The sequence below is a fragment of the Propioniciclava sp. genome (assembly GCF_047602245.1).
Lineage (GTDB): Bacteria > Actinomycetota > Actinomycetes > Propionibacteriales > Propionibacteriaceae > Propioniciclava.
The window spans coordinates 2,696,452-2,722,619 of sequence record NZ_JASGHT010000001.1 but is presented as its reverse complement, the minus strand read 5'-3'; the positions used below and the strand labels follow the sequence as shown (position 1 = coordinate 2,722,619).

The following is a 26,168-nucleotide window of genomic DNA, read 5'->3' as shown; positions in this document are numbered from 1 at the left end:
TCGCATCGTCGACAACCTGCTCGTGCGGCCTGATGCTGCAATTCGTACCCACTGGGGTAGGTAACGCAGCATCAGACTGCACAAACGGTGTTCACGCACACCCACGCCAAACACCAGTCCCCCGTAGCGGCGTTCACGCAGACCCACCTCGATGGGACGGAGCGCACGCTCGGTGACGTGGCTCTGCGTACTCGGTGTGTCGCATGTGCCGCACGCCGCCCGGGGTAGTCGCTGTCGCCCGGTTTCGACGCTGTCGCCCGGTTTCCTACCCGGGCGACAGGGCCTACACCGGGCGACATACCGGGCGAACGTGACCAACCCGGGCGGCGTGGTCGGACCACTTCCCCAGACAGGCTGGTGGCGCGGGCGCGCATCGTCTCCGGCCACGCCTCTTTTCGATAACGCTCACAGTCGGGCCAAGGTTCCTCATCACACGCCCTTGTCCTGCGCGGGCTAAGATGTGGTCGTTTTCAGGTGCGTCGCCGCATCGATTTCGCGTAAAGGCCAAGAAGTGGTCGCTATGGGAGGCGGTTGAGGTCTCCATAGCGACCACTTCTTGGCCCTCAGGCTTCAGCATCCCGAAAGCTCGCTTGAATACGACAATTTGTTGGTCCGTGCCTCACGACTCACGACGGGAAACGATATGGCCATCTCGATCAACCATGTGGCGGTGTATGTCGCCGACCTCGAACGCGCGCGACGGTTCTACGAGACCTACTTCGCGGCACGGGCCGGGGACGAGTACCACGATCCCCGGACCGGGCTGCGGACCTACTTCCTGAGCTTCGACGGCGGAGTCCGGCTCGAACTCATGACGCGACCCGGACTATCCGCATCTGCTCCGCAGCCCGCCCATGGCTGGAACCACCTGGCGCTGTCGGTCGGATCGACGACGGCGGTCGACGAGCTGACCGCACGCCTGCGCCACGATGGCTTCGAGATCCTCAGCGGGCCGAGGACGACCGGCGACGGCTACTACGAGAGCGTCGCGGTCGACCCCGAGGGGAACCTGATCGAGATCACGGTGTAGCAGGAACGGCAGGCCCCAGAGCAGCACGGAATCACGAAGCCAGCGGGATGGTCGGGGTGGCGTCGGCGACCAGGATCAAAGCGTCGTAGGCATCGGCGGGAACCATGGTCACCGTGTGCAGCGGCGGCACCCAGGCCATCCAGTCGGCGAACTGGTCGCCGGCGCTGGCCATCGGCACCGGGCGGCGCAGCAGGTCCGCGTTCGCCCCGGTGGCGGAGGCCATCTCCAGGTAGCCGACCCGGGTTCCGGCGAAGATCCCGCGCAGCGGGGTGGGATGGCGCAGGGTGAAGTCACGGCGCTGCCCTTCAGCGTCGCCGGCGCGGAAACGACTCGCCACCACATCGGTTCCGATCACCCGGTAGCCCTGGCCCCAGCGTTGCGCGGCCAGTTCACCCAGGTCCGGCTCGGGGAACGCGGCGCCGGTCTTCTCGACATGCCCCGCATGGGCGAACAGCAGCAGCTGCGGATGCCCGTCGGCGGCCCGCTCCTCCGCGATCCGGGCCAGGTTGGCGGCCATGATCTCCGCGCGCACCGCGGCATAGCGGCCGGTCTCCTGCTGCAGGTCACGCCCCTGCCGCAGCGCCCAAGCGGACGCCAGCGCCGCACGTCCCTCAGGGCTGGACGCCGCCCCGGCCGCCTCCAGCGCCGCCACCAACCGGTCGATCGCCTCCGAGGCGTCCCGGTAGTCAGCCGCGGTGCGCCGATCGTCGGTCAGCCCGGCCAACGCAGTCGCCAGGGCGTCCGCACCCGCCGCATCGGCCCCCGCCAACCAGCCGAGGGCGCGTTGCTTGTTCGCGTCCACCCGCTGCACGTCGATGCCGGCCAGGCGGGTCTGCTCCGGCGCGGGCAGCGAGGCGTTCCGGTCCCGGACGAACTGCAGGAAGCGGGCCATCTGCTCGGTCTGGTTGAGCGCGAAACCGAACCGGGACGCCGCCTGCTCGGCGGTCCCCTGGCCACCCCGCACGTACTCGTCGACCAGCGCCACCGCTCCGGCGTCCTCCTCGAAGACGATGGTCCGGAAGGTAGGCAGCGCGCGGGCGAGACCGGTGCGCAGGTCCTGGAACTCGGCGTTGCCGTGGGTGGCCTCGCCGAGGGCGAGCACCGTGGCGCCGGCCAGAGCGGGACCGATCACGGCGTCGGTGAACTCGGCGGCCTGCGGCTCGCCCTGCGGGTGGGTCGCCCACGCCCGCCAGGCGAACCCGGCCCCGGCCAGCAGCGCCAGGACGAGCACCACGATCTGAGCGGCACGGACGCCGCGGCGCGGCGACGGCTGGCCGGTCATCAACGCACCTCCGCCTTCAGCTCGCGCACCACGCCGATCCCGCCGGGGACGACGATCCACGCGACGACGCTGGTGGCGATCCGGGCCAGATCGAGGGCGGTGGTGCCGGATGCCAGCCGCGCCGTGGCGCTCTGGTCGATCCAGGTGAGCGCCTCGACGGCCCCCGGACCGGCCTGCCCGATCAGGGTGGCGATCATCGGCCAGACCAGCAGGATCACGATCGGCGCCGGCGCATTGCCGCACAGCCACGCCAGCGCCCAGCCGGCCAGAGCGAGCATCACATTCGACGCGGTGAACGCGGCCAGTTCGCGAGCATCCAAGGTCCAAATCACCGTGTGCCCGGTGAGCGCCGCGCCGACCGGCGCGATGATCAGCGCCGCGACGAGCGCGAGCACGGTGACCGCGACGGCCAGGGTCGCCGCGGCGGCCGCCTTGGCCCCGACCACGCGACCGCGCCGCGGGGTGAGCGCGTAGGTGCTGAGCGCGGTGCGATGGCTGCGTTCGCCGGTGACGAGCAGCACCGACGCCACCGCGGCGAGGATGCCGCCCGGCGCACCGGCCATGATGGCCAGGGTGGTCAGGGTCACGTCGTCGCGGTAGAGTAGCACGCCGCCGCCGAAGACACCGGCCAGCACCGCGCCGGTGATGATCAGCGCCACCCCGGCGCGGGTGTCGACGAGCTTGCGCAGTTCGACGAGCCAGGTGCGGACGCCGCCCGGCGCGGGCCGGTCGAGACGGGAGTCCAGGGTGAGAGCGGTCATGACGATTCTCCTTGCGAAGTAGTGGGTGAGGTCTGACGATGCGGAGTGAGGTCCGTGGGTCGGGAGTGAGGTCCGTGGATCGGAATGAAGTCGGTGGATCGGAGTGAGGTCGGTGAGTCACCGGGATGCGGTGGGGCGCAGCCCCAGCCAAGGCCACCCGGTCAGGCGGCGGTGAGATCGAAGTAGAGGTCTTCGAGGCGATCGTGCCGGCCGCGCAGGGCGTCGAGGGTTTCGTCGGCCCGGACGGTTCCCGAAGCGATCACGACGACCCGGTCGGCGATGCGCTCGATCTCGGCCAACGCGTGACTCGACAGCAGGACGGCGCATCCGCGGGCCGCGCGGCCCCGGAGCAGGCCGGCCAGCCAGCGCTGGCCTTGGGGGTCGAGTCCGTTGGCGGGCTCGTCGAGCACGAGCGCGACCGGATCGCCGAGCAGCGCTTGGGCGATGCCGAGGCGCTGCCGCATGCCGAGCGAATACGTGCCGACGCGGCGTCCGGCGGCGCGGGTGAGACCGACCTCCTCCAGCACCTCGTCGGCGCGGGTAGCGGGCAGGCCCATCGTCCAGCAGGCCAGCCGCAGCGACTCGCGCCCGCTCCGGCCGGGGTGGAACGCGTCCGCGTCGAGCAGCCCGCCGGCGACGCGGCCGGGATTCGGCAGGTCGGCGTAGCGGCGTCCGGCAACCAAGGCGGTGCCCGAGTCGGCGTGCCCGAGTCCGAGCAGGACGCGCAGTGCGGTCGATTTGCCGGCTCCGTTGGGGCCGAGGAAGCCGGTGACGGTGCCGGGCGCGACCTGGAAGGAGACGTCGGTGAGAGCGGCGACGCCGGGGTAGGAGACGGTGAGGTGCTTGAACTCGATCATGGCTTCAGCCCATCGCAGCCACCTGGGTCGGCGCGTCCGGCAAGTGGCCGCAGTTGGCCAGCCCATCGGCTGGGGCCGGTTGGCCGATGGGCTGGCGGCGCGGCACCACCGTGGCCGGACGCCTCTGCCAGACTCGGAGCATGACCAGTCCCGTGCCTCACGCCCGCTCCGGTAATCTCGCGGCCTTCGGCGTGGCCGGGCTGTTCTGGGCGTACTACATGACGCCGATGATCGTGCGTGCCGACCGCGGCGCCTTCGCACTGATCGTCGGGCTCCCCGGCCTGATCGCGATCGGCGCCCTGGCGTTGCGGCGCACTCGCCCGGGAATGACGCTCGCCGTGACGGCGGCCTGCCTGGTGCTGAGTTCGGCCGCCACCGGCGCCTGCTTCGTGGCGATGGCCCAGCTGTCCCGCCGCACCGAGCGGCCCGGCGGCGTGGTCGCGGGCGCGGCGGCGCTGCTGGCGGCGAAGACGGTGCAGTTGGCGATCCCGTTCGGCGGCCAGTCCGTCCTGGACGGCATCAACTCCGCGGCCGCCTTCGAGTTCATCGTGCTCAGCTCGGGCCTGGCCATCGCGGTGCTGACCGGACGCCTGGCCCGCAGCCGGGAGCGCGAGGAGGCCAGCCGGGCGGCGTCCGCAGCCGCGCGCGCCGAGGCGGAGCAGGCCCGCCTCGCCGAGGCCCGCCTCGCCGAGCGGGCCCGGATCGCCCGCGAGATGCACGACGTCGTCGCTCACCGGATCTCGCTGGTCGCCATGCGCGCCGGCGTCCTCGCGCACGGCGGCCCGGACGCGCACACCCGCGAGGAGGCGCGGCTGATCCAGGGAACCGCCCGCGAGGCGCTCGCCGAGCTGCGGATCGTGCTGGCCGACCTGCGCGGCGCCGACGCCCCGCCCGAGCCGCCGCAGCCGACGCTGGCCGAACTGCCGGCACTCGTCGCCGAGGCGCGCGACGCCGGGCAGCAGGTCCGCCTCGGTCTCGCGGTCGATGCGGCCGAGGTGCCGGCCCGGCTGAGCCGTCAGGCCTACCGGATCGTGCAGGAGGGCCTCACCAACGCCCGCAAGCATGCCCCCGGCGCGCTGGTCAGCGTCGAGGTGACTGGACGCCGCGGCGACCGGCTCAGCGTCGAGATCATCAATCCGGTGGCCGACCTGGCGCTGCCCGATACCACCGGCGCCGGCCTGGGGCTGGTGGGCGTCGCCGAACGGGTCGCGTTGCTGGGCGGCACCGTCAGCCATGGCGTCACCTCGGGTACGTTCAAGCTCAGCGCATCCCTGCCCTGGACGGAGGCCGCATGATCAGCGTGCTCATCGTGGACGACGACGCCTTGGTGCGTACCGGCCTGCGGATGATCCTCGAACTGGACGCCGGCCTGAGCCTGGCCGGTGAGGCCGGCGACGGCGCCGAGGCGCTGCGCCGGATCGCGGAACTGCACCCCGACGTGGTGCTGCTCGACGTGCGGATGCCGGTGCTGGACGGCCTCGGCGTCCTGGCCGAGCTCGCCCGGCGGCCGGACTCGCCGGCCGTCGTCGTGCTCACCACCTTCAACACCGACGACTACGTGCTGCGGGCGCTGTCTTCGGGGGCGCGCGGGTTCCTGCTCAAGGACGCCGACCCGGCCGAGATGATCGCGGCGGTCAAGGCCGCGCATCGCGGCGATCCGGTGCTCTCCCCCGCCGTGACCGCCACGGTGATCCGGGCCGCCACCGGCACGCCCGGCACCGACCCGGTGGCCGCCGCCATGGTCGCCGAGCTCACCGAACGCGAGCACGAGGTGGCGGCACTGCTGCTCGCGGGCCGCACCAATGCCGAGATCGCCCGTCAGTTGTCGATGGGCCTGGCCACGGTGAAGGCGCACATCACCCGGATCTTCACCAAGCTGGGCGTCGACAACCGGGTGTCGGCGGCGATGGTGCTGCGGGACGCCGGCCTGTAGCCCGACGCAGGTCTGTAGCGCATCGCCGCGGGCCTGCGATGATGGCGCCATGGACCTGAGCGACTGGGACCGGTTCGCCGCCGGCGGGCTGGACGAGAAGATGGGCTTGGAGCTGTTCGAGTTGACCCCGGAACGGGCGCGCGGCCGGATGCCGGTGCAGGGCAATACCCAACCGTTCGGCCTGTGGCACGGCGGCGCCTCGTGCGTGCTGGCCGAATCGCTGGCCTCGCTGGCCGCCGTCGCGGCCGCCGGTGAGGGCGGCACCGCCTACGGGGTCGACATCAACGCCACCCATCACGCCCCGGCCCGGTCGGGCTGGGTGAACGGCGAGGCGACCGCGATCCGCATCGGCGGTTCGCTGGGCACCTGGGAGGTCATCCTCACCGACGATCACGGCCAGCGGCTGTGCACCGCCCGGGTGACCTGCGCGTTGCGGCGTCCGCGGCGCAGCGCCTAGGACTTCGCCTTCGGCTTGCCCTTGCCTTTCGCGGGGCCCTTGCCGGCCTTGGAGTGGTCGATGACGCCCTCGGCGACCTCGCGCATCGACTTGCGCAGGTCCATCGCCGTCTTCTGGATCCAGCGGAACGCCTCGGCCTCGCTCAGGCCGAGCCCCTCCTGCAGCAGGCCCTTGGCCTGGTCGACCGCCTTGCGGGAGGCCAGCCGCTCCTCCAGATCGGCCACCTCGTCGTCCAGGGCGCGGATCTCGGCGTAACGGGCCATCGCCAGCTCGATCGCCGGCACCACGTCGGAGGCGTCGAACGGCTTGACCACGTAGGCCATCGCACCCGCCTCGCGGGCCCGCTCGACGAGCTCGCGCTGGCTGAACGCGGTCAGCATGACGACCGGCGCGATCCGGTCCTCGGCGATCGCGGCGGCGGCGGTGATGCCGTCCATCACCGGCATCTTCACGTCCATCACGACGAGATCGGGTTCCAGTTCGCGGGCCAGCTTGAGCGCCTCGGCCCCGTCACCGGCCTCACCGACGACGTCGTAGCCTTCACCGGTCAGCAGCTCGACCAGATCGAGACGGATCAGCGCCTCGTCCTCGGCCACCAGGACACGGGGGCGGTCGGCGGGGGACTCAGTCGAGTTCACGTGGGATCACCACTTCCTAAGCATCAATTCCGGCGAAACGAGACACTACACCCCGCGAGGGGTACCGCGTACGCCCGGTGCGGCCGTTCGTCCATCGCAGGGGCCAGCGGCGGGCCCCGCCGAGGCCGCATTCCTCCTTGCCGACCGCCATCCGGACGGTTCCGGACGCCGCCGCCGGCGAAGATGTGGCACTATGGTCCACGCACTCGCCGGGGTGGCGGAATGGTATACGCGGACGGCTCAAACCCGTCTGGGCGCAAGCCCGTAGGGGTTCGAATCCCCTTCCCGGTACGTCGGAAAACGACAGATCCCCCGATCCTGGGCCACTGGTGGCCAGGATCGGGGGATCTGTCGTCTCAGCTTGTCTCGATCACGGAATCACGGCGACGCGCACCGAGTTGGTCTTGCCCGCGGCGTGCTTCGGGTTGCCTGCGACGATGACGATCTTGTCGCCGGTCTCCACCATGCCCGAACCCTTCAGCGAGTTCTGCACCGACTCGACCATGGAGTCGATCGAGTAGAACTCCGGCGTCGTGAACGACTTGATGCCCCAGGCGAGCGTCAGCTCCTGGGCGGTCGTCACGTACGGGCTGAACGCGCACACCTGGATCGGCGAGCGCAGCCGGGTCAGGCGCAGCGCGGTGTCGCCGGTCTTGGTGAACGCCACCAGGTACTTCGCACCGACGCGGTTGGCCACCTCGACGGCGGCCTTGGCGATGATGCCCGAAGTGGTGTGCGGATCCCAGTCGATCGGGTGGATGTTCTCCAGCCCGAGGGATTCGGTCTTGCGGATGATCCGGCCCATCGTCTCGACGGTCAGGATCGGCCACTGGCCCACCGCCACCTCGCCCGAGAGCATGACCGCGTCGGCGCCGTCCAGGATCGCGTTCGCGACATCGGACGCCTCGGCGCGCGTCGGTCGGGGCGCGGTGATCATCGACTCCAGCATCTGGGTGGCGACGATCACCGGCTTGGCGACGGTGCGCGCGGCGGTGATGATCCGCTTCTGCACACCGGGGACATCCTCCAGCGGAAGCTCGACGCCCAGGTCACCGCGGGCGACCATGATGGCGTCGAAGGCCATCACGATCTCGTCGAGGGCGGCCACGGCCTGCGGCTTCTCGATCTTGGCGATCACCGGCACGCGGCGGCCGAAGTCGTCCATGATCTTGTGCACGTCGGCGATGTCGCTGGCCGAACGCACGAAGGAGAGCGCGACCATGTCGACGCCGTGCTCGAGGGCCCAGACCAGGTCCTCGGCGTCCTTCTCAGACAGCGCCGGGACGCTGACGGCGACGCCGGGCAGGTTGATGCCCTTGTGGTCACTCACCTTGCCGCCGACGATCACCTCGGTGACCACGTCGGTGTCGGTGACCTCGAGCGCGAGCAGTTCGATGGCGCCGTCGTTGATCAGGATCTGATCGCCGGGGCGGACGTCGTTGGTGATCGTGTGCAGGGTCGTGCCGCTGCGCTCCTGGGTACCCAGGATGTCTTCGGTGGTGATCGTGAACCGGTCACCGGCGACGAGGGTCTCCTCGCCGCGCGCGAAGTTGCCCAAGCGGATCTTCGGCCCCTGAAGGTCGGCGAAGATGCCGATCGGACGCCCGGCGGCCTCGGCCGCCTGGCGCACGTAGTTGAGTCGTTGGAGGTGGATGTCATGAGAGCCGTGGCTCATGTTGAGCCGCGCCACGTTCATGCCGGCATCGACCAGCTCCATGACTTTCTCGAAGGTGTCGGTGGCCGGGCCGAGCGTCGCTACGATCTTGGCACGGCGATTGGGAAGTCCATCATTCTTACGGTCTGACACGCCTACGACAGTACCGCACCCCATCCAGGCGCCCCAGGGTCAGCCCGCCGCGATGATCTGTAACGCATTGTTCAAATCGACAGGGTATGGGGACTGGTAGGTGACCCACTCCCCCGTGCCCGGATGGGTGAACGACAACTCCACCGCGTGCAGCCACTGGCGCTCCAGCCCGAGCCGCGCCGCGAGCACCGGATCGGCGCCGTAGAGCGGGTCGCCGACGCAGGGATGCTTGATCGCGGCCATGTGCACCCGGATCTGGTGGGTGCGGCCGGTCTCCAGGTGCACCTCGAGCAGGGTGGCGGCCCGGTAGGCCTCGATCGTCTCATAGTGGGTGACGCTGTGGCGTCCGCCGTCGACGATGGCCATCTTCCAGTCGTGGCCCGGATGGCGCCCGATCGGGGCGTCGATGGTGCCGGTGAACGGGTCCGGGTGACCCTGGACCAGCGCGTGGTAGATCTTGTCGACCTCCCGGTTGCGGAAGGCCCGCTTGAGCGCGGTGTAGGCGGGCTCGCTCTTGGCAACCACCATCAACCCCGACGTGCCGACATCGAGCCGCTGCACGATGCCCTGCCGCTCGGCGGCCCCCGACGTCGAGATCCGGAATCCCGCCCCGGCCAGGTGCGATACGACGTCGGGACCGTCCCAGCCCAGCGAGGGGTGCGCCGCGACGCCGGCTGGCTTGTCGATGACGACGATGTGGGCGTCGTCATGCACGATCCCGATGCCCTCGACGACCTGCGGGGTGACGGTGGCCACCTTCGGGGCGGGCATCTCCAGTTCCAGCAGGTCGCCACCGGCCACGCGCGCGGATTTGGCGACCACCTCGCCGTTGAGCCGCACCAGGCCCTCGGCGAGCAGTTCGGCGACACGGCTACGGCTCACCCCGGTCATCCGGGACGCGGCGGCGTCCACCCGCTCGCCGGCGAGCCCGTCGGGCACCAGATGCACGCTCATTCCTGCGATGCCTCCGGTCCGGGCGGGCGTCCGGCGTCCGAACCACCGGACGCCTTGGTGGCGCCGGTCTCCTTGGTGGAGCGCCCGTCCAGGTCGACCTGCGCGATCGCGATCTGCCAGACGACCAGGACCGCGGCGAAGGTGATGCACATGTCGGCGACGTTGAAGATGGCGAAGTGCGGCAACTGCAGGAAGTCGATCACGTGCCCGTGCAGGAAACCGGGCTCGCGGAACAGCCGGTCGGTGAGATTGCCGAGGATTCCGGCCAGCAGCAGGCCCGAGCCGAGCACCCAGCCGCGGTGGCGCGCCTTGGGCAGCAGCCATCCGGCCACGAAGAGCAGCGCGGCGATCGAGATCAGGCTGAGCACCACGGTGAAGTTCTCGCCCATGCTGAAGGCCGCGCCCGGGTTGCGGATCAGCTGCAACGTGAGCAGGCCGCCGAGCAGGACGGGCGGGTGCTGCGGATCGAGGGTGGCCAGCGCCCACTGCTTGGTGAGCAGATCCAGGCCGAAACCGGCTGCGGCGGTGCCGGCCCCCAGGGCCCAGGCGGCGCGGGCCGGCAGCACCCCCGGGGCGCCGGCGGCCTGTGGCCCGGTCAGCGCCGCTCCTCCCGCTGCTTGCACGTCACGCACATGGTGGCGCGCGGGAACACCATCAGGCGGTCCTTGCCGATCGGCTGCCCGCACACCTCGCAGGAGCCGTACTGGCCGGCGTCGAACAGCCGCAGCGCGTTCTGGGCCTGGTCGAGGAGGTCACGGGCGTTCTGCACCAACGACATCTCCTGGTCGCGCTCGAAGTTCGTCGAGCCGACGTCGGCGGGATCGCGCCCCGCGCCCTCGGTGCCCTCGTCGAAGAGGCGGGCCAGTTCGCGCTCGGCCGTCGCGATCGCTCGCTCCATGCGCTGGATGTCGAAGACAAGATCCTCCCGAACCTCGGCGAGCTCCTCGTCGGTCCACGGGTCCTCGCCGTCGAGGACCGGGACCACGACCTGCTGGTCGGGCTGGGTCATCGTTTTCTTCCTTACGTGTCAGGGGTGGGTTCCGCTGTTGCGCGCAGACAGTACCACTTGGTTCCCGAAGACCGGGAACCGCCCACGCCCGCGGGCGCGCCGGGGCCCAGAACGCGAGGACGCCCCCGTGGCCTGCTGGCTCGGGGGCGTCCTGAGGGACTGATCAGGCGGCTCAGTTGTCCTTGTTGAGCAGCGCATCGAGGCGGGGCGTCGGCGAGGCGGCACGGTTGCCGTCCTGCAGCAGGTCCGGCACGTCCTCGGGCGCGCGGACCTCGCGGAGGGCCTCGATCTGGCGCTCGAGCGCCGCGGTGAAGGTCTCCCGGTAGCGGTTCTCGAAGGTGCGCAGCTGGTCCACCCGGGTGGCGAACTCGTCGCGCTCGGCCTCCAAGGTGGCGAACACCTCCTCACGTCGGGCGGTGGCGTCCCGGTCGACCTGGGCGGCGCGCTCGTTCGCCTCGGCGGTGACCTTCTCGGCCGTGGCACGCGCCTCGGCCTCGATCTGCTCGCTCAGCGCACGCGCCTCGGCGGTCACCCGCTCGGCCTGCTCGTCGGCCTCGGTCGTCACACGCTCGGCGGTCGCGGTCGCCTCGGACGTCACCTGCTCGGCCGTCTGGTTCGCCTCGCTGGTCACCCGCTCGGCCTCCGCGGCTGCCTCGGTGGTGACCCGCTCCGCCTGCTCGCGCGCCTCGGTGGTGACCCGCTCGGCGTGCGCGTTGGCCTCGGCGGTGACCCGCTCAGCGGTCGCGGTCGCCTCGGCGGTCAGGCGCTGAGCGTCCTGGGTGGCCTCGCCGACCAGTCGCTCGGCCTGCTCGGTCGCCATCTGCAACAGGCGGGTGACGGCCGGGGACGCCTCGGCGGCCGTCCGCACCACGATCTGCTCCGGGGCCTCGCCCGAGCTGGGCGCAGAGAACGCCGCTGGCTCGGCCGATGCGGCGGCCCCGCGCAGCGAGGCGACCTCGGCGCGCAGCCCGGCCAGCTCGGTGGCCCGGTCGGCGAGTTCGGTACGGGTGCTGGCGAGTTCGGCACGCAGGGCGGCCAATTCCTGGTCGCGACCGGCGAGTTCGCCGCGTAGCACGGCCGCCTCGTCGCCGCCCGGCTCAAGGGTGCCGCGCAGGGTCTCGATCTCCTGACGCGTGCGCTCCAACTCGGCGCGCAGGCGTTCCACCTCGGCGTCATCGGTCACCGCAACCGGTTCGCTGGGGGCATCGGTCGCGCCGGAGGTCAGCGTGGCCACCTGCGCCTCCAGCGTCGCCTTCTCCTCGGTCAGCGTCACCAGGGTCGTTTCGACCTCGTCGACGAAGGTGTCGACCTCGGACGGGTCGTAGCCGTTGCGGCGGGCCAGGTGGAATCGCTTCTCGCGCACCTGCTCGATGGTCAGGGTCATCCTTCACCTCATGTGATGCAGTCGGGGGCTACGACGCCCGGCACGGGCGCGCCACCGGCGAGTCTAGTGCACCTGAGGCGCCCGGGCGGCCCGGGTGGGCCGCGATCGAGCGGGGTTCAACTCTGGTTGAAGAAGCCTCCGGCGAGGCGCTCCTTGTCTTCGGCGGTCACGGTGATGTCGGCGGGCGACAGCAGGAACACCTTGCTGGTGATCCGGTCGATCGAGCCGTGCAGGCCGAAGATCAGTCCGGCGGCGAAGTCGACCAGGCGCTTGGCGTCCGCATCCTCCATGTCGGTGAGATTCATGATCACCGGAGTTCCGTCGCGGAAGTGCTCGCCGATCGTGCGCGCCTCGTTGTAGGTGCGCGGGTGCACGGTAATGATGCGGCTCAGGTCGGCCGCGCGCGGCACCGGCGCCGGACGCCGCTGCTCCAGCGTGGTCACGCTGGCGTCCACGGTCGCCGGGACCGCTGCGCTCGTCCGCTCAGGGCGGTCGGCGCGCTCGGCCGGGCGCTCGATGCGCTCCACCGCCTCGGTGGGTTCGCCGTCGCGATCCTCATCGGCGTAGGGAGCGTCAGCCATGAGGCCGAGCCAGACGGCAGCCTTCTTGAAACCTTCGGCCATGGTTCCTCCGTTCGGGTCGGCATCACCCTAGCGCGCCCAGCCGAGGTGCCCCGGCAACGGCACGCCCGAGAGACCCTCCCGGACGGCTGCTAGCGTGGGCCACGGGCTCGATCGGGCCCGCTCGCCCTCCAGAAAGGCATCAGCACCCCATGCGCACGCGCACCTCTTTGATCATCCCGGCTGTCGCCCTGGGCGTCCTGTTCACCGGCTGTTCCGCCCCTGCCACGCCGAAGCAGGTGCTGGCCGACGCGCTCGCCAAGAACGCCGACGCCAGCAACACCAGCATGACCATGAAGCTCGACACCACCGCCGACGATCTGACCAAGCTGATCAAAGCTGCCTCCGGCGATGAGAGCGCCCAAACGATGCAGCAGATCGAAATGATGACGAGAATCCTGCCCAAGCTGACGATCAGCGCGTCCGCGCACGCCCACTCCGGCGCTGTCAGCGCGGTGACCGATCCGGCCAAGGCCGACGCAGCCTTCACCATTGCGGTTGACGGCAAGCCGTTGGAGATGCGCTGGGTCGATGCGCAGGCGTACCTGCGCGCCGACATGGAAGGCCTCGGCCAGGCGACCGGCGCATTCACGGCGACACAGTTGAAGATGATGCTGGCCGACCTCGCCAGTGAGATGCCCTGGGTGAACGAAGTCCTCAACGGCGGTTGGGTGACCCTCGACAAGGCCACCACCGACAAGCTCCTCGCCGACCTGCGCGAGGAGATCGCCATGGCGGCTGAGGTCGCGGCCACCGCCTCGCCGCAGCCGAGCATCGACCCGGTCAAGGCGCGCGACGCGTTCCTGGATTCCTCGGAGGTGACGAAGGTCGACAACGAGACGCTCAAGGTCTCCACCGACTTCAAGAAGTTCGCCACGGCGATCGCCGCGCTCAGCGACGAGGACGACCTCACCAGCGAGCGGGTCGACGAAGTGAGCAAGGAGATCAATGATGGTGCCACCGTCGACACCACGTACACGCTGAAGGATGGCAAGGTGGTCAAGGCCACCGTCGATATCGCCGACATGCTGCGCACGTTCCCCAAGGCGGACGCCGACCGGCCGGAGATCGCCCGGATCGCCGCAACGGAGTTCACGCTGAACGGCGTGGTCGAGATGAGCGATGCCGATCCCAAGATCGAGGCGCCCTCGCCGGCCACCACGATCCCGGCCGACGATCTGGAACGCATGATGGGTCGCTGACGCCGCGCTCCGCAGCCGAAGGCCCGTCCCACCCGTTCGGTGGGGCGGGCCTTCGCCTATCGTCAAGGATTCCGGGCTCTACCCGATCCAGACCAGACCGGTGAGGCGTCCGGCGCTGCCACCGCGGTGCGAATGCAGGCCGGCGTCGTGCAGGGTGCACCCGCCCACGACGGACGCCTCCACGCCGGCCTCGGCCAACTGGGCGAGCGCGGCCGCGCCCAGGTCGAGCGAGGGGGTGCCCCAGCCGGTCGCCGTGCGCGGCACGCCCAGCCGGTCGCAGGAGTCGGCGGCCATCGCCTCGGGCACCTCGTAGCAGGCCGAGCACACGTGCGGGCCGACCCAGGCGCGCAGCACGGCGCCGGTGTGCCGGCGCAGTTCGCCGATCGCGGCCCCGATCACCCCGCTCAGCAGCCCGGCGCGCCCGGCGTGCACGGCCGCGACCGCACCGGCGTCCTCGGCGGCGACGCAGACCGGCACGCAGTCGGCCACCCGCACCGCGAGCGCAACGCCGCGGGCCGTGGTCAGCAACGCGTCCGCCTCGTGGCCGGTCAGGTCGAGCAGACCGCCCGCCTCGGGTCCGCCGTCCTCGCCTGGGCGCTCGGCCACCCGCAACACCGACGCGCCGTGCACCTGCCGGACCACCGCCACCGGCACGCCCACCGAGGCGCTCAGCCGCGCGAAGGCGGCCGCGCGCGACCCAGTGTCCTGCAGGTCGCTGAGGTCGAGTGCCGAGGACGTGAACGCGACCCCGACGCCCAGGCGGGCATCGGGGTCGCGTCGGTAGGCAAACACGGTTCGGGCTCAGCCGAGCGAGGTCACTTCAGGAAGTCGGGGACGTCCAGCTCGTCGTCGTCGAACACCGGCGCCGGGCGGGGAGCCGGGCGCGGCGCGGGCTGCGCGGGAGCGACCGGGGCGGCGGGCGCCGGGGCCGCGGCGGGAGCCGGGTCGGGGCGGGTGGCCGGCTGCGGGCGGTTGCGCAGGTCGGGCTGGCGGGTCACGCCGGGCTGGCGCCGCGGCGGCGTCCCCCCGTCGAAGCCGGCCGCGATGACGGTCACCCGGACCTCGTCGCCGAGCGCGTCGTCGATGACCGTACCGAAGATGATGTTCGCCTCTTCGTGCGCGGCCTCCTCGATCAGGTTGGCGGCGGCCGAGACCTCGAACAGGCCCAGGTCGGAGCCACCCGCGATCGACAGCAGGACGCCGTGGGCGCCATCGATGGAGGCCTCCAGCAGCGGGCTGGACACGGCCATCTCGGCGGCGGCACGAGCGCGGTCCTCACCGCGTGCCGAGCCGATACCCATCAACGCCGAGCCGGCGTTGCTCATCACGGCCTTCACGTCGGCGAAGTCGAGGTTGATCAGGCCCGGCGTGGTGATCAGGTCGGTGATGCCCGAGACGCCCTGCATCAGCACCTGGTCGGCCTGCTTGAAGGCGTCCAGGATCGCGACGTGATGATCGGTCATCTCCAACAGCTTGTCGTTGGGGATGACGATCAGGGTGTCGACCTCTTCGCGCAGGTTCGTGATGCCGCTCTCGGCCTGCGTGGAGCGGCGACGGCCCTCGAAGCTGAACGGGCGGGTCACCACACCGATGGTCAGGGCGCCCAGCGAGCGGGCGATCCGGGCCACCACGGGCGCACCGCCGGTGCCGGTGCCGCCGCCCTCGCCCGCGGTGACGAAGACCATGTCGGCGCCCTTGAGCACCTCTTCGATCTCGTCGGCGTGATCCTCGGCGGCCTGACGGCCCTTGTCGGGATCGGCGCCGGCGCCGAGGCCGCGGGTCAGGTCACGGCCGATGTCGAGCTTCACGTCGGCGTCGCTCATCAGCAGCGCCTGCGCATCGGTGTTGACCGCGATGAACTCGACCCCGCGCAGGCCCGCTTCGATCATCCGGTTGACGGCGTTGACTCCGCCACCGCCGACGCCCACGACCTTGATGACCGCCAGGTAGTTCTGGGATGCACTGACCACTGTCTTACCGTTCTGTTGTCTACCACTGCCAAGCACTCGTGCCCGCTGGCCGAGCGTCCGATGGGGGAAGTCAACGACGCGGAACCGGGGGCGAAGGAAAGATTAGGGGCCCTCGCGCGGGGGCGTCCAACACCCGCCGTCCCCAGGGCGCGCCCCTCAACCTGTGCTTGAGAGTTCTGGTCGAGGGTTCATCCGGGCCTGCCGCACGACGGCCGCGGACGCCTCACTTCGTGGTCGGGTGCGTCGGCGCCGACACGTCGTACTCGCGGGCCTTGACCCCCAGCAGCCCGACGATCACGCTCGCCTTCAGCTCGCCGTCCTCAGCGCTCCCCCACCACACCTGGCGGTTGTCCGACAACGTCACCGTGATGGAATCCACGGTCGCGGCGCGCAGCAGCGTCGCCTGCCGCCGCACCGCCTCGGGCAGGTCGCCGGCGACCCGGGCGAGCGCCACCAGCTTGGCCTCGTCCCCGACGTCCGCCCGCGCCAGCAGCACCCCCTCGGGCCGGTCGGCCGAGCTGTGGAACACCTGGCCCTCACCCGAGACCCACACGAACCGGCGCCCGGCCTCGAGGACGACCACGGGCCGCTCCTCGGTGACCTCGACGGCGAGCGCGTCCGGCCAGGCCCGGCTCACCTTGGCCTCGGCGACGGCCGGCAGTTCACCGACCCGGGCGGCGACCGCGCCGGTGTCGACTCCGGCCAGCGGAGCGCCGATCGGCACCGCCGCGGCCGCCTTGATCTCGTCGACGCTGGTGAGCGCCGTCCCGGTGACCCGCACCTCGCGCACCGCCAGCCAGGGCGAACCGTGGAAGAGCCACACGCCTCCGCCGACCAGCGCCAGCACCACGGTGAGGAAGCCGGCCAGACGCAGCCGGCGGATCAGGCGCGCGCGAGCGCGCCGCTTCCGGGCGCCCGTCACGTCGATGAGCGGTTCACTCACGGCATGACCCCTTCGAGGGTGCCGAGCAGGGCAGGGCCGGCCGTCGTGACGTCGCCGGCGCCGATGGTGAGCACCAGATCGCCTGGTGCCGTCAGGCCGGCGAGGGTGACCGCGGCGTCCGCCGGGCTGCCGGCGAGCGTCACGGCGTGCCCGCGTGCCCGCACCCTGGCGGCGAGCACGTCGGCGGTGACCCCGGGGAAGTCCTCGGCGGTCTCCCGCGCGGGATAGATCGCGCACAGCACCACCTCATCGGCCAGGGTGAGCGCGTCCGCGAAGGCGTCCAGGAAGTCGCGGGTGCGGCTGAACAGGTGCGGCTGGAAGCAGGCCACCAGGCGGCCGCCCTCGGCGACGCGCGGGCGGGCGGCGCGCAGGATCGCGCTCACCTCGGTCGGGTGGTGGGCGTAGTCGTCGTACACGCGGACGCCGCGGGCCTCGCCCTTGAACTCGAAGCGGCGGTAGGTGCCGGCGAAGCCGCCGAGCGCCGCGGCGAGCACGGCCCCGTCCAGGCCGAGCTCGCGGCCCACCGCGTAGGCGGCGGCGGCATTGTGCAGGTTGAACCGGCCCGGCACCGCCAGGTCGAGCCGGACGGTGGCCTCGCCGTCGCGCAGGGTGGCGGCGGTGACCCGGGGGGTCAGTTCGATCCCGTCCAGGCGCAGGTCGGCGTCGTCCGCCTCGCCGACGGTGACCACCCGCTTGCCCGCGGCCCGCAACCGGGAGGCGACCTCGCGCGAGGCCGGCTCGTCGGCCGAGGCGATCACCGTGCGTACCCGTTCGGCGCTGCCGAGGGTGACGAAGCCCTCCAGGTAGCGCTCGGGGGTGCCCCAGTTGTCGAGATGGTCGGCCTCGATATTGGTGATCACCACGATCTCGGCCGGGTATTGCAGGAACGAGCCGTCGGACTCGTCGGCTTCGACCACGAACGCGGGGCCGCTGCCGAGCGCGGCGCTCTCGCCGGAGGCGGCCAGCGGCGAGCCGATCACGTAGCCCGGGTCGGTGCCGGCACCGAGCAGCATGGTCGCGACCATGCCGGTGGTGGTGGTCTTGCCGTGGGTGCCGGTGATCGCGACGCCGCGGCGTCCGAGCATCAGCGCGCCGAGGGCCGCCGAGCGGTGCCAGACGCGCAGCCCGCGGCGGTGCGCCTCGTCGAGTTCGGCGTTGCCGGGCTTGATCGCCGACGACACCACGACGGTGCGCGCATCGCCCAGCTGGGCGGCGTCGTGGCCGACGTGGGCGCGCACGCCGGACGCCGCCAGCTTGCGCAGCGCGGCCGAGTCGTCCCGGTCCGAACCGGAGACCTCGACGCCGAGATCGGCGTAGGCCTGGGCGATGCCGCTCATCCCGGCGCCGCCGATCGCGATGAAGTGCACCGGGCCGACCTGGCCGGCGGGTTCGAGTGCGACGGGTTCGACCAGCGGCATCTCAGCGCTCCCCCGCCTGCTGCAGGACGATCCGGGCCAGGTCGCGGGCCGCGTCGCGCGGCACCAGCCGGGCCAAGGTGGCGCTGATCGCGGCCAGCTTGTCCGGGTCGGTGATCAGCGGCAGCACCTCGGCCACCAGGCGCGGGGCTTCCAGGTCGGCGTTGGGGACGATCACGGCGGCGTCCGCCTCGATCAGGAAGTCGGCGTTGCGCGCCTGCTCACCGTTGCCGTGCGGCAGCGGCACGAACACGGTCGGCAGCCCGACGGTGGCGGTCTCGATCACGGTGCCCGCGCCGGAGCGGCCGAGCATCATGTCGGCGGCGGCGTAGGCGTCCTCCATCGAGTCCACGTAGGCGACCGGAACGTAGCGGGCACCCGTGGCGGCATCGGTGCGCGGTTCGGGGGCCGAGCCGATATTGCGGGGCCCGAGCACGTGCAGCACGCTCACCCCGGACGCCAGCAGCTGCGGCAGCGCGGCCACGGTGGCGTCGTTGATCGCCACCGCGCCCTGGGAGCCGCCGGAGACCAGCAGCAGCGGCCCGTCGGCGCCGAAGCCCCACAGGGCGCGCGCGGCGGTGCGCCGGGCGGCGCGGTCGAGGCCGGTGATGGCGGCGCGCACCGGCATGCCCACGTAGCGGGCGCCCGGCAGCGGGGTGCCGGGGAAGGACACGGCGGTCACCTTCGCGAACCGGGCGGCGACCTTGTTCGCCAGGCCGGGCACCGCGTTCTGCTCGTGGATCACCACCGGGAGCTTGGCCAGCCGCGCGGCCAGGTAGACCGGCAGCGACACATAGCCGCCGAAGCCGACCACGGCGTCCGCCTCGACCTCGGCGAGGATGGCGCGCGCCTGGCGGACGGCGCCGGCCAGGCGGGCGGGCACCGCGAACAGCGCCGGGGTGATCCGGCGCGGCAGCGGCACGGGCGGGATCATCCGCAGCGTCAGTCCCGCGGCGGGGATGACCTTGGACTCCAGCCCCTTGGGCGTGCCCACGCAGGTCAGCAGCACGCCGCCGTCGGTCGCCTCGCGCAGCCGCTCGGCGGTGGCGATCAGCGGGGACGTGTGGCCGGCGGTTCCGCCACCGGCCAGGACGATCGAGACCATGACTCTCCTCACTTGTCCCGGTTGCGGCCGGGAAGGACCATCGACAGCCGTCGGCGCGGGCCGCGGGCAGCGGCGCGGCGCTTCAGCCAGGCGAGGGCCTGCGGCTCCTCGCGGGCGCAGGCGACCAGGATGCCGACCGCGGCCAGGTTGGCCAGCATCGACGAGCTGCCGTACGACAGGAAGGGCAACGGGACGCCGAGCACCGGCAGCATCCGCAGCACCACCATCATGTTGATCAGCGCCTGCAACAGCAGCCAGGCGGTCACGCTGGCGGCGACCAGGCGCCCGAAGAAGGTGCCGGTGCGCAAGGCGATCCGGACGCCGCCCCAGGCCAACACCAGGAAGAGCGCGAACACGATCAAGGTGGCGACCACGCCGAGCTCCTCGCCGATCACGGCCAGCACGTAGTCGGTGTGCGGCGCGTCGGCGAGGCTGCCCCATTTCTGCCGGCTGCGGCCCAGCCCGACCCCGAGCCAGCCGCCGGTGGCCAGCCCGTAGAGCGCTTGCATGGGCTGGTGGTTGACGCCGGTCGGGTCAGCGCTCGGGTCGAGGAAGCCGAAGATGCGCGCGAGCCGGGACTGGTTGCCGGTGGCGAGCAGGATGCCGACGCCGGCGGCGACCAGCGCGAAGATGCTGCCGAGGATCCGCCAGGGCGCGCCCACGCACCACAAGATGGCCATCACGATCGCGCCCATGATCATCGCCGTGCCCAGGTCGTGCTGCAGCACCACCAGGCCGATCAGCAGCAGCGAGAACGGCAGGAACGGCACCAGCAGGTGCTTGGGCTGGTCGAGCAGCCGGCGCTTGTTGGCCAGCACCGAGGCTCCCCACACCACGAGCGCGAGCTTGGCGACCTCCGAGGGCTGGAAGCGCAGCATCGAACTGGGGCCGCCGAGCGCGAGCCAGTTCTTGTTGCCGCCCACCCCGTAACCGAGGCCCGGCACGAAGGTGAGCAGCAGAGCGAACGCCGCCAGCACGTACAGCAGCCAGCCGAGGGAACGCAGCCGCTGCGTGGATGTCCGTGAGGCGACCACGCCGGCCACCAGCGCGATGGTCAGGAAGACCAGGTGCCGCTGCACGAAGAAGAGCGCATTGTCGAACTTCTGGTACCCGATCACGGTCGAGGCCGACCACACCATCAAGATGCCCAGACCGACCAGGATCGCGGTGGGTACCAGCACCAGCGCCACGTCGGCCATCGGGTGGGTCAGCCAGCCGGAGGCACGGTCGGTCACCGACGCGTCCGCACTCCGGACGGACCTGCCCGGATCCTTGCCGGGAGGCCTGCTGGGGGTCAGGATCGCCACCGTCGTCCTCCCGTCTTCTCGCTGTCGTCTACTCGTTCTCGGTCAAGGTGCGGGCCGCGTCAGTGAAGTCGCGGCCACGGGCGCCGTAGCCGGGCCACATGTCCAGACTCGCGCACCCGGGCGCCATCAAGACGGTGTCCCCCGGCTCGGCCAGCCCCGCGGCGATACGCACCGCCTCGGCCATGGTTCCAGTGTCCGGTGAGTCCAGGACGATCACCGGCACATCGGGCGCGTGTCGGGCAAGCGCATCGGCGATCACGCCGCGGTCGACGCCGAGCAGCACCGCGCCCTTGAGCTTGTGGCCGTAGCTGGTGACCAGGTCGTCGAAGGTGGTGCCCTTGGCCTGACCGCCGGCGATCCAGACGATCGACTCGAAGGCGCGCATCGAGGACGCCGCCGCGTGCGGGTTGGTCGCCTTCGAGTCGTCGACGTAGCGGACGCCGCCGGCCTCGGCCACGGTCTGAATGCGGTGGTCGCCGATCTCCAGATCGCGCAGTCCCTGCGCGATCGCCTGCGGCGGCACCCCGAAACTGCGGGCCAGCGCGGCGGCCGCGAGCGCGTTCTCGACATTGTGCGGCGCGAACGGCACCACGTCGGCGAGTTCGGCCAGCGGCATCGCCGAGTCGCGGCGCTGCTCGATGAACGCGCGGTCCACCAGTAGGTCGTCGACGACGCCGAGCATGGACGGCGCGGGCACCTCCAGCCGGAACCCGATCGCGCGGGCGCCCTCGGTGACGTCGGCGTCGGCGACCATCGTCTCGGTGGCCGGGTCGGCGACGTTGTAGACGCACGCGTGCGTCACGCCGTGGTAGATCTTGGCCTTGTCGGCCGCGTAGGCCGCGAACGGGTCGGGGTTGTGCGCGTACCACTCCAGGTGGTCGGGCTGCAGGTTGAGCACGGCGGCCGAGTGCAGCCGCAGCGACTCGCTCCAGTGCAGCTGGAAGCTGGACAGTTCGACGGCGAGCACGTCGTAGTCGACCTCGTCCAGCAGCGCCTCGATGATCGGACGCCCCACGTTGCCGACCGCGCTGGTCTTCAGCCCAGCGGCGTTCAGCATCGAGGCCAGCATCGTCGTGGTGGTGGTCTTGCCGTTGGTGCCGGTGACACCCAGCCACGGCACGATGCGGTCGGGCTGCATCATCCGCCAGGCCAGTTCGACCTCGCACCAGATCGGCAGGCCACGCTCAGCGGCCTGGACCAGCAGCGGCCAGGTGGGCCGCCAGCCGGGCGAGGCGATCACCAGGTCGGCGCCCTCGGGCAACACCGCGGTGGAGCCCGGGCCCAGCCGGACCTCAACGCCCAGATGGGTGAGCAGGGCGGCCTTGTCGCGGTTGGCCGGCGAGTCGGCGTCATCCAGCACCAGGATGCGCCCGGCGCCGAGCGCCATCAACCCGTCGGCGGCGGCGAACCCGGAGGTACCCAGGCCGGCCACCACCACCGACGCCTCGCCCCACGGCGAGAGCCGGTCGGCGGTCTCGATCCAGTCGCGCGCGCTCATCGGGCCAGCTCCGCCCCGGCGAGCCATTCGGCGTAGAACAGGCCCAGGCCTGCGGCGATGAAGATGCCGCAGATGATCCAGAACCGGATCACCACCGTCTGCTCGGCCCAGCCCTTCATCTCGAAGTGGTGGTGCAAGGGCGCCATCTTGAACAGCCGCTTGCCGCCGGTGAGCTTGAAGTAGCTCACCTGCAGGATCACCGACAAGGTGATCAGCACGAACATGCCGCCCAGGATCGCGGCGAGCAGTTCGGTGCGGGTGAGCACCGCCAGCCCGGCCACCGCGCCGCCCAGGGCCAGCGACCCGGAGTCACCCATGAAGATCTTGGCAGGCGAGGCGTTCCACCACAGGAACCCGAAACAGGCCCCGGCCAGCGCCAGCGACACCGCCGCCAGGTCGAGCGGATCCCGCACCTCATAACACTGCGGCCCCGAGGTCGACAGCCGGCTGCACCACTGGCTGTACTGCCAAAAGTTCACCAGCGCGAAGGCCGCGAACACCATCGTGCTCAGGCCGCTGGCCAGGCCGTCCAGACCGTCGGAGAGGTTCACGCCGTTGGAGAAGGCGGCGATGATGAAGATGATCCACACCATCGCGAGCCACGGGCCCAGATGCAGCCACTGGATGTCGCGCAGGAACGAGACCATCTGGCTGCCCGGGGTGTTGCCCCGCGAATCGGGGAATTGCAGGCACGCGTAGGCGAACCCGATCGCCACCGCGGCCTGGCCGATCAGCTTGGCGCGGCTGTTCAGGCCCAGGCTGCGCGCCCGGGAGATCTTGATCCAGTCGTCGAGGAAGCCGACGATGCCCAGGCCGGTGAACAGGCCCAGCAGCAGCAAGCCGGACGCCGTGGGCGGCGTCCACAACACCAGGTGGGACACGAAGTAGGCGACCAGGACGGCACCGATGATGGCGATGCCGCCCATCGTCGGCGTGCCCGCCTTCTTCAGGTGCTCTTTGGGGCCGTCGTCGCGGACGTACTGCCCGTAGCCCTTGCGCACGAGCACGCCGATGGCCAGCCGGGTGCCCACCAGGGCACCGAGCAGGCCGAGCGCGCCGGCCAGCAGGATCAACCTCACGCGCGGGCTCCTTCATCGTCAGGGGCGGCCAGGGCGTCCGCCACGGTTTCCAGGGCGAGGCCGCGCGAGGCCTTCACCAGCACGACATCCGCCGGGCCGAGGGCCGGTGCCAGCAGGCGCACGATCTCCTCCTTGCTCCCTTGATGGTGACGCCCGCCGCCGGAGTCGGCAAACCCGCCGGTCAGCGCGCCGGCGAATTCGCCGGTCGCCCAGAGCTCGTCGATGCCCAGTCCGGCGGCCAGGGCGCCGGTCGCGCGGTGCGCGGCGACCGCGTCCTCGCCCAGCTCCAGCATGTCGCCCAGGACGGCCACCAGGCGTCCGCCCGCGCGGCGCAACCCGTGCAGGCTGTGCAGGGCCGCGCTCATCGAGTCGGGGTTGGCGTTGTAGGCGTCGTTGACGATGGTGAGCCCGTCAGCACGCCGGGCGAGCTCCATCCGCCAGCGCGACACCGGGCCGGCCGCGCTCAGCGCGTCCGCGACCCCGGCCAGCGGCAGCCCGAGGGCCAGCGCGCAGGCCGCCGCGGCGACCGCGTTGGACACATTGTGCGCACCCAGCACGCGCAGGCTCACCGGCGCGCTCCCACAGACCTGGCCGGCGGCGTGCAGGGTGAACGCGTGCCGCTGGGTGTCGTCGGCGGTGACGCCGGACGCCCACACCCGCAGCGCGCCGGCGTCCGGCTCGCCGCGCGCGCTGACCAGTGCCAGCCGGGCGGTGGTCCGGGACGCCATCGCAGCCACCTGCGGGTCGTCGGCGTTCAGAACGGCCCAGCCGTCGGCGTCCAGCGCCTCGACCAGCTCACCCTTCGCGGCGGCGATGCCTTCGACCGAGCCGAACTCACCGAGGTGGGCCGAGCCGACGTTGAGGACGGCGCCGACATCGGGCGGCGTGATCGCGGTGAGGGCGGCGATGTGGCCGGGGCCGCGCGCACCCATCTCGCTGACCAGGTACCTCGTGGTCGCGTCCACCCGGCAGGCGGTGAGCGGGGCTCCGATCTCGTTGTTGAACGATCCCGGCGGCGCCACCGTCGGCCCGAAGGCGCCCAGCACCTGGCTGATCAGGTCCTTGGTAGAGGTCTTGCCCGACGAACCGGTCACCCCGATCACCCGCAGCCCACGCGCGCGCCCGGCGTCGACGACCGTACGCGCCAAGGCGGCGAGGCCGGCCAGCGGATCCTCGACGATCACCTGAGGCAGGTCGGCCTCGACCGGGTGCGCCACCAGTGCGGCCCCCGCACCGGCCGCGGCCGCGGCCCCGACGAAGGCGTGCCCGTCGGTGCGCTCGCCCGGCAGCGCCACGAACAGGGCACCGTCACCGGCCTCGCGCGAGTCGATGACGACCCGCGGGCCGACCAGCGCGCCGGAGTCATCTCCCTCGCGCGGCCGTCCGCCGATCACGGACGCCAGCGCGCCCACCGTGATGCGTTCCATCTCAGTTCCCCCACACTTCGCCGAGCACGACGACGTCATCGAACGGGCTGGTCGCGCCCGCGATCTCCTGGCCGGTCTCATGGCCCTTGCCCAGCACCGCGACCCAGTCGCCAGGCCTTGCCAGGCGCAGCGCGAGCGCGATCGCGTCCCGGCGCGGACCGCCGTCGATGGCCTCCACCCCGGCCACCTCGCGCGCGCCGGCGAGCACGGCGGCACGGATCGCGGCCGGGTCCTCGCTGCGCGGATTGTCGTCGGTGACCACCACCACGTCGGCGCCCTCGGCGGCCGCGCGGCCCATCGGGCCGCGCTTGCTGGCGTCACGGTCGCCACCGGCACCCAGCACGGCGATCCGGCGCCCGGTGCGCGGCAGGGCGTCCAGGGCCGCGGCCACCGCCTGCGGGGTGTGCGCGAAGTCGACGACCGCGTGCGGCGCGCCTTCGCCGAGGTCGACGCGCTGCATCCGTCCGTGAATCTGCGCCGCACCCATGCCGCGGGCGGCCGCGGCGACATCGATCCCGGCTGCGCCGGCCATGGCGAGCGCGGTGACCGCGTTCGCGACGTTGAAGGCCCCCAGCATCGACAACTCGAAGACGGTGGTTCCGCCCGGGTGGGCCAGGCGGACGCGCCATCCACCACTCGGCAGACCGGACGCCTCGAGCACCCGGTAGTCGGCATCATCGGCGTGCACGGTGACCAGCCTCGCCGTACCGTCGGCGCGGACCAGGCCGGCCAGGCGACGGCCCCACGGGTCCGCGGTGTTCACCACGGCCGCCCGGGTGCGCCCGCCCAGGAACAGCTTCGCCTTGGCCGCGAAGTAGTCCTCCAGCGTGTGGTGGAACTCCAGATGGTCCTGGCCGAGCATGGTGAAACCGGCGGCGGCGAAGGTGAGCGCGTCCGCGCGGTGCAGGGCGAGCGCGTGGCTGCTCACCTCCATCGCAACGGTGTCGGCACCGCGTTCCCGCATGATCGCGAGCAGCGCCTGCAGGTCGGGAGACTCGGGTGTGGTGATCGTGGTCCGCGACGACACCAGCGGGGCTCCACCGATCTGAAAGCCGAGGGTGCCGATCGTGCCGACCTGGCGGCCCAGGCCGGTGAGTGCGGCCTCCAGCAGGCACACCGTCGAGGTCTTGCCGTTGGTTCCGGTGACGCCGAACAGGTCCAGCTGCTCACCGGGGCGTCCGTAGACGTCGGCGGCGATCGTGGCCATCACGGCACGCGGGTCGCCCACGACGATCACCGGCAGGCCCGCGTCACCGGCCAGACCAGCGCCCGCGGCGTCGGTCAGCAACGCGACCGCACCCGCGGCCCGCGCCTGCGCGGCGAAGGACGCGCCGTGCGCGCGCGTGCCCGGCAGCCCCACATAGAGGTCACCGGGGCGGACGCCGCGGGAGTCGAGGGTGACGCCCGCGACAACGCCGTCAACCCCCGGCACGAGTTGTGCCAGGGGCAATCCGGGGGCGCTCGAAGGCCTCAGAACCGGCCGGTTCATC

Annotated in this window: 25 protein-coding genes and 1 tRNA gene; 6 read left to right on the top strand and 20 right to left on the bottom strand. The window is 71.8% G+C overall.

Annotated elements, in window-relative coordinates; all coding sequences use genetic code 11:
• Positions 1-643 precede the first annotated feature (643 nt).
• Positions 644-1,030 carry a VOC family protein gene (locus QM708_RS12890; protein ID WP_415109175.1) on the top strand — a complete coding sequence of 129 codons (387 nt, stop codon included), beginning with the start codon at positions 644-646 and terminating at the stop codon, positions 1,028-1,030.
• Positions 1,031-1,061: 31 nt separating this feature from the next.
• Here the strand turns inward: QM708_RS12890 and QM708_RS12885 are convergent, their stop codons facing one another.
• The 3 genes from QM708_RS12885 to QM708_RS12875 form a co-directional block, all read right to left on the bottom strand.
• Positions 1,062-2,312 carry an erythromycin esterase family protein gene (locus QM708_RS12885; protein ID WP_415109172.1) on the bottom strand — a complete coding sequence of 417 codons (1,251 nt, stop codon included), beginning with the start codon at positions 2,310-2,312 and terminating at the stop codon, positions 1,062-1,064.
• Positions 2,312-3,073 carry a hypothetical protein gene (locus QM708_RS12880; protein ID WP_415109169.1) on the bottom strand — a complete coding sequence of 254 codons (762 nt, stop codon included), beginning with the start codon at positions 3,071-3,073 and terminating at the stop codon, positions 2,312-2,314. The genes QM708_RS12885 and QM708_RS12880 overlap by 1 nt, the downstream gene beginning before the upstream one ends.
• Positions 3,074-3,234: 161 nt before the next feature.
• Positions 3,235-3,930, bottom strand: coding sequence for an ABC transporter ATP-binding protein (locus tag QM708_RS12875; RefSeq protein WP_415109166.1), 696 nt, complete (start codon positions 3,928-3,930; stop codon positions 3,235-3,237).
• Positions 3,931-4,070: 140 nt separating this feature from the next.
• Here QM708_RS12875 and QM708_RS12870 point away from each other — a divergent pair, with 140 nt between their 5' ends.
• Genes QM708_RS12870 through QM708_RS12860 form a run of 3 tightly spaced genes read left to right on the top strand, consistent with a single transcriptional unit; the run spans position 4,071 to position 6,320 of the window.
• Positions 4,071-5,225 (top strand): sensor histidine kinase, encoded by a 1,155-nt coding sequence (locus QM708_RS12870; protein ID WP_415109163.1) that lies wholly within the window; start codon positions 4,071-4,073, stop codon positions 5,223-5,225.
• On the top strand, positions 5,222-5,863 hold the full coding sequence (locus QM708_RS12865; RefSeq protein WP_415109160.1) for a response regulator: 642 nt from the start codon (positions 5,222-5,224) through the stop codon (positions 5,861-5,863). The genes QM708_RS12870 and QM708_RS12865 overlap by 4 nt, the downstream gene beginning before the upstream one ends.
• A 49-nt stretch (positions 5,864-5,912) precedes the next feature.
• Positions 5,913-6,320, top strand: a complete 408-nt coding sequence (locus tag QM708_RS12860) for a PaaI family thioesterase (RefSeq protein ID WP_415109157.1) — start codon at positions 5,913-5,915, stop codon at positions 6,318-6,320.
• Here QM708_RS12860 and QM708_RS12855 read toward each other — a convergent pair.
• Positions 6,317-6,958: an ANTAR domain-containing response regulator gene (locus tag QM708_RS12855; RefSeq protein WP_415109154.1), complete on the bottom strand. Its 642-nt coding sequence runs from the start codon at positions 6,956-6,958 to the stop codon at positions 6,317-6,319. The two genes, QM708_RS12860 and QM708_RS12855, sit on opposite strands and share 4 nt — an antisense overlap.
• Before the next feature lie 208 nt (positions 6,959-7,166).
• Between QM708_RS12855 and QM708_RS12850 the strand changes: the two genes are divergently transcribed.
• Positions 7,167-7,249 (top strand) — tRNA-Leu (locus tag QM708_RS12850).
• 79 nt (positions 7,250-7,328) lie between these two features.
• Here the strand turns inward: QM708_RS12850 and pyk are convergent.
• From pyk to QM708_RS12820, 6 genes are all read right to left on the bottom strand, one after another.
• Positions 7,329-8,765, bottom strand: coding sequence for a pyruvate kinase (gene pyk / locus QM708_RS12845; RefSeq protein ID WP_415109151.1), 1,437 nt, complete (start codon positions 8,763-8,765; stop codon positions 7,329-7,331).
• A gap of 39 nt (positions 8,766-8,804) precedes the next feature.
• A complete protein-coding gene (locus QM708_RS12840) occupies positions 8,805-9,719 on the bottom strand; it encodes an RluA family pseudouridine synthase (RefSeq protein WP_415109148.1) in 915 nt (304 codons plus the stop codon).
• Positions 9,716-10,285: a signal peptidase II gene (locus QM708_RS12835; protein ID WP_415111419.1), complete on the bottom strand. Its 570-nt coding sequence runs from the start codon at positions 10,283-10,285 to the stop codon at positions 9,716-9,718. The genes QM708_RS12840 and QM708_RS12835 overlap by 4 nt, the downstream gene beginning before the upstream one ends.
• Positions 10,286-10,314: 29 nt before the next feature.
• Positions 10,315-10,728 carry a TraR/DksA family transcriptional regulator gene (locus QM708_RS12830; RefSeq protein ID WP_415109145.1) on the bottom strand — a complete coding sequence of 138 codons (414 nt, stop codon included), beginning with the start codon at positions 10,726-10,728 and terminating at the stop codon, positions 10,315-10,317.
• 172 nt (positions 10,729-10,900) lie between these two features.
• Positions 10,901-12,112: a DivIVA domain-containing protein gene (locus QM708_RS12825; RefSeq protein ID WP_415109141.1), complete on the bottom strand. Its 1,212-nt coding sequence runs from the start codon at positions 12,110-12,112 to the stop codon at positions 10,901-10,903.
• A 116-nt stretch (positions 12,113-12,228) separates the two neighbouring features.
• Entirely contained in the window at positions 12,229-12,735 is a 507-nt protein-coding gene (locus QM708_RS12820) for a cell division protein SepF (RefSeq protein ID WP_415109138.1), read from the bottom strand.
• Between the two features lie 149 nt (positions 12,736-12,884).
• Between QM708_RS12820 and QM708_RS12815 the strand changes: the two genes are divergently transcribed.
• Entirely contained in the window at positions 12,885-13,934 is a 1,050-nt protein-coding gene (locus QM708_RS12815) for a hypothetical protein (protein ID WP_415109135.1), read from the top strand.
• A gap of 78 nt (positions 13,935-14,012) precedes the next feature.
• Here QM708_RS12815 and QM708_RS12810 read toward each other — a convergent pair whose 3' ends face one another.
• The 10 genes from QM708_RS12810 to QM708_RS12765 all read right to left on the bottom strand — a co-directional run bounded on the left by QM708_RS12810 (position 14,013) and on the right by QM708_RS12765 (position 26,167).
• Positions 14,013-14,726 (bottom strand): laccase domain-containing protein, encoded by a 714-nt coding sequence (locus tag QM708_RS12810; protein ID WP_415109132.1) that lies wholly within the window; start codon positions 14,724-14,726, stop codon positions 14,013-14,015.
• Between the two features lie 23 nt (positions 14,727-14,749).
• Positions 14,750-15,904, bottom strand: a complete 1,155-nt coding sequence (gene ftsZ, locus QM708_RS12805) for a cell division protein FtsZ (RefSeq protein ID WP_415109129.1) — start codon at positions 15,902-15,904, stop codon at positions 14,750-14,752.
• Positions 15,905-16,127: 223 nt separating this feature from the next.
• On the bottom strand, positions 16,128-16,847 hold the full coding sequence (locus QM708_RS12800; RefSeq protein WP_415109126.1) for a cell division protein FtsQ/DivIB: 720 nt from the start codon (positions 16,845-16,847) through the stop codon (positions 16,128-16,130).
• The gene (gene murC / locus QM708_RS12795; protein WP_415109123.1) at positions 16,844-18,265 is read right to left on the bottom strand and encodes a UDP-N-acetylmuramate--L-alanine ligase; all 1,422 of its coding nucleotides are present in this window, start codon (positions 18,263-18,265) and stop codon (positions 16,844-16,846) included. Before murC ends, QM708_RS12800 begins: the two co-directional genes overlap by 4 nt.
• Before the next feature lies 1 nt (position 18,266).
• Positions 18,267-19,367, bottom strand: a complete 1,101-nt coding sequence (locus QM708_RS12790) for a UDP-N-acetylglucosamine--N-acetylmuramyl-(pentapeptide) pyrophosphoryl-undecaprenol N-acetylglucosamine transferase (RefSeq protein WP_415109120.1) — start codon at positions 19,365-19,367, stop codon at positions 18,267-18,269.
• Between the two features lie 8 nt (positions 19,368-19,375).
• Positions 19,376-20,674 (bottom strand): putative lipid II flippase FtsW, encoded by a 1,299-nt coding sequence (gene ftsW / locus QM708_RS12785; RefSeq protein WP_415109117.1) that lies wholly within the window; start codon positions 20,672-20,674, stop codon positions 19,376-19,378.
• Positions 20,675-20,702: 28 nt separating this feature from the next.
• Positions 20,703-22,199, bottom strand: coding sequence for a UDP-N-acetylmuramoyl-L-alanine--D-glutamate ligase (murD, locus tag QM708_RS12780; protein WP_415109114.1), 1,497 nt, complete (start codon positions 22,197-22,199; stop codon positions 20,703-20,705).
• Complete coding sequence (mraY, locus tag QM708_RS12775) at positions 22,169-23,251, bottom strand: phospho-N-acetylmuramoyl-pentapeptide-transferase (RefSeq protein WP_415109111.1); 1,083 nt, start codon at positions 23,249-23,251, stop codon at positions 22,169-22,171. Before mraY ends, murD begins: the two co-directional genes overlap by 31 nt.
• Entirely contained in the window at positions 23,248-24,678 is a 1,431-nt protein-coding gene (locus QM708_RS12770) for a UDP-N-acetylmuramoyl-tripeptide--D-alanyl-D-alanine ligase (RefSeq protein WP_415109108.1), read from the bottom strand. The genes mraY and QM708_RS12770 overlap by 4 nt, the downstream gene beginning before the upstream one ends.
• Before the next feature lies 1 nt (position 24,679).
• Complete coding sequence (locus tag QM708_RS12765) at positions 24,680-26,167, bottom strand: UDP-N-acetylmuramoyl-L-alanyl-D-glutamate--2,6-diaminopimelate ligase (protein ID WP_415109105.1); 1,488 nt, start codon at positions 26,165-26,167, stop codon at positions 24,680-24,682.
• Position 26,168 lies beyond the last annotated feature (1 nt).

Coding starts and splice junctions, on each gene's coding strand:
- QM708_RS12890 (WP_415109175.1), top strand. CDS start 644: ATGGCCATCTCGATCAACCATGTGGCGGTGTATGTCGCCGACCTCGAA.
- QM708_RS12885 (WP_415109172.1), bottom strand. CDS start 2,312: ATGACCGGCCAGCCGTCGCCGCGCCGCGGCGTCCGTGCCGCTCAGATC.
- QM708_RS12880 (WP_415109169.1), bottom strand. CDS start 3,073: ATGACCGCTCTCACCCTGGACTCCCGTCTCGACCGGCCCGCGCCGGGC.
- QM708_RS12875 (WP_415109166.1), bottom strand. CDS start 3,930: ATGATCGAGTTCAAGCACCTCACCGTCTCCTACCCCGGCGTCGCCGCT.
- QM708_RS12870 (WP_415109163.1), top strand. CDS start 4,071: ATGACCAGTCCCGTGCCTCACGCCCGCTCCGGTAATCTCGCGGCCTTC.
- QM708_RS12865 (WP_415109160.1), top strand. CDS start 5,222: ATGATCAGCGTGCTCATCGTGGACGACGACGCCTTGGTGCGTACCGGC.
- QM708_RS12860 (WP_415109157.1), top strand. CDS start 5,913: ATGGACCTGAGCGACTGGGACCGGTTCGCCGCCGGCGGGCTGGACGAG.
- QM708_RS12840 (WP_415109148.1), bottom strand. CDS start 9,719: ATGAGCGTGCATCTGGTGCCCGACGGGCTCGCCGGCGAGCGGGTGGAC.
- QM708_RS12830 (WP_415109145.1), bottom strand. CDS start 10,728: ATGACCCAGCCCGACCAGCAGGTCGTGGTCCCGGTCCTCGACGGCGAG.
- QM708_RS12825 (WP_415109141.1), bottom strand. CDS start 12,112: ATGACCCTGACCATCGAGCAGGTGCGCGAGAAGCGATTCCACCTGGCC.
- QM708_RS12820 (WP_415109138.1), bottom strand. CDS start 12,735: ATGGCCGAAGGTTTCAAGAAGGCTGCCGTCTGGCTCGGCCTCATGGCT.
- QM708_RS12815 (WP_415109135.1), top strand. CDS start 12,885: ATGCGCACGCGCACCTCTTTGATCATCCCGGCTGTCGCCCTGGGCGTC.
- murC (WP_415109123.1), bottom strand. CDS start 18,265: ATGCCGCTGGTCGAACCCGTCGCACTCGAACCCGCCGGCCAGGTCGGC.
- QM708_RS12790 (WP_415109120.1), bottom strand. CDS start 19,367: ATGGTCTCGATCGTCCTGGCCGGTGGCGGAACCGCCGGCCACACGTCC.
- murD (WP_415109114.1), bottom strand. CDS start 22,199: ATGGCTCGCCGGGGCGGAGCTGGCCCGATGAGCGCGCGCGACTGGATC.
- QM708_RS12770 (WP_415109108.1), bottom strand. CDS start 24,678: ATGGAACGCATCACGGTGGGCGCGCTGGCGTCCGTGATCGGCGGACGG.
- QM708_RS12765 (WP_415109105.1), bottom strand. CDS start 26,167: ATGAACCGGCCGGTTCTGAGGCCTTCGAGCGCCCCCGGATTGCCCCTG.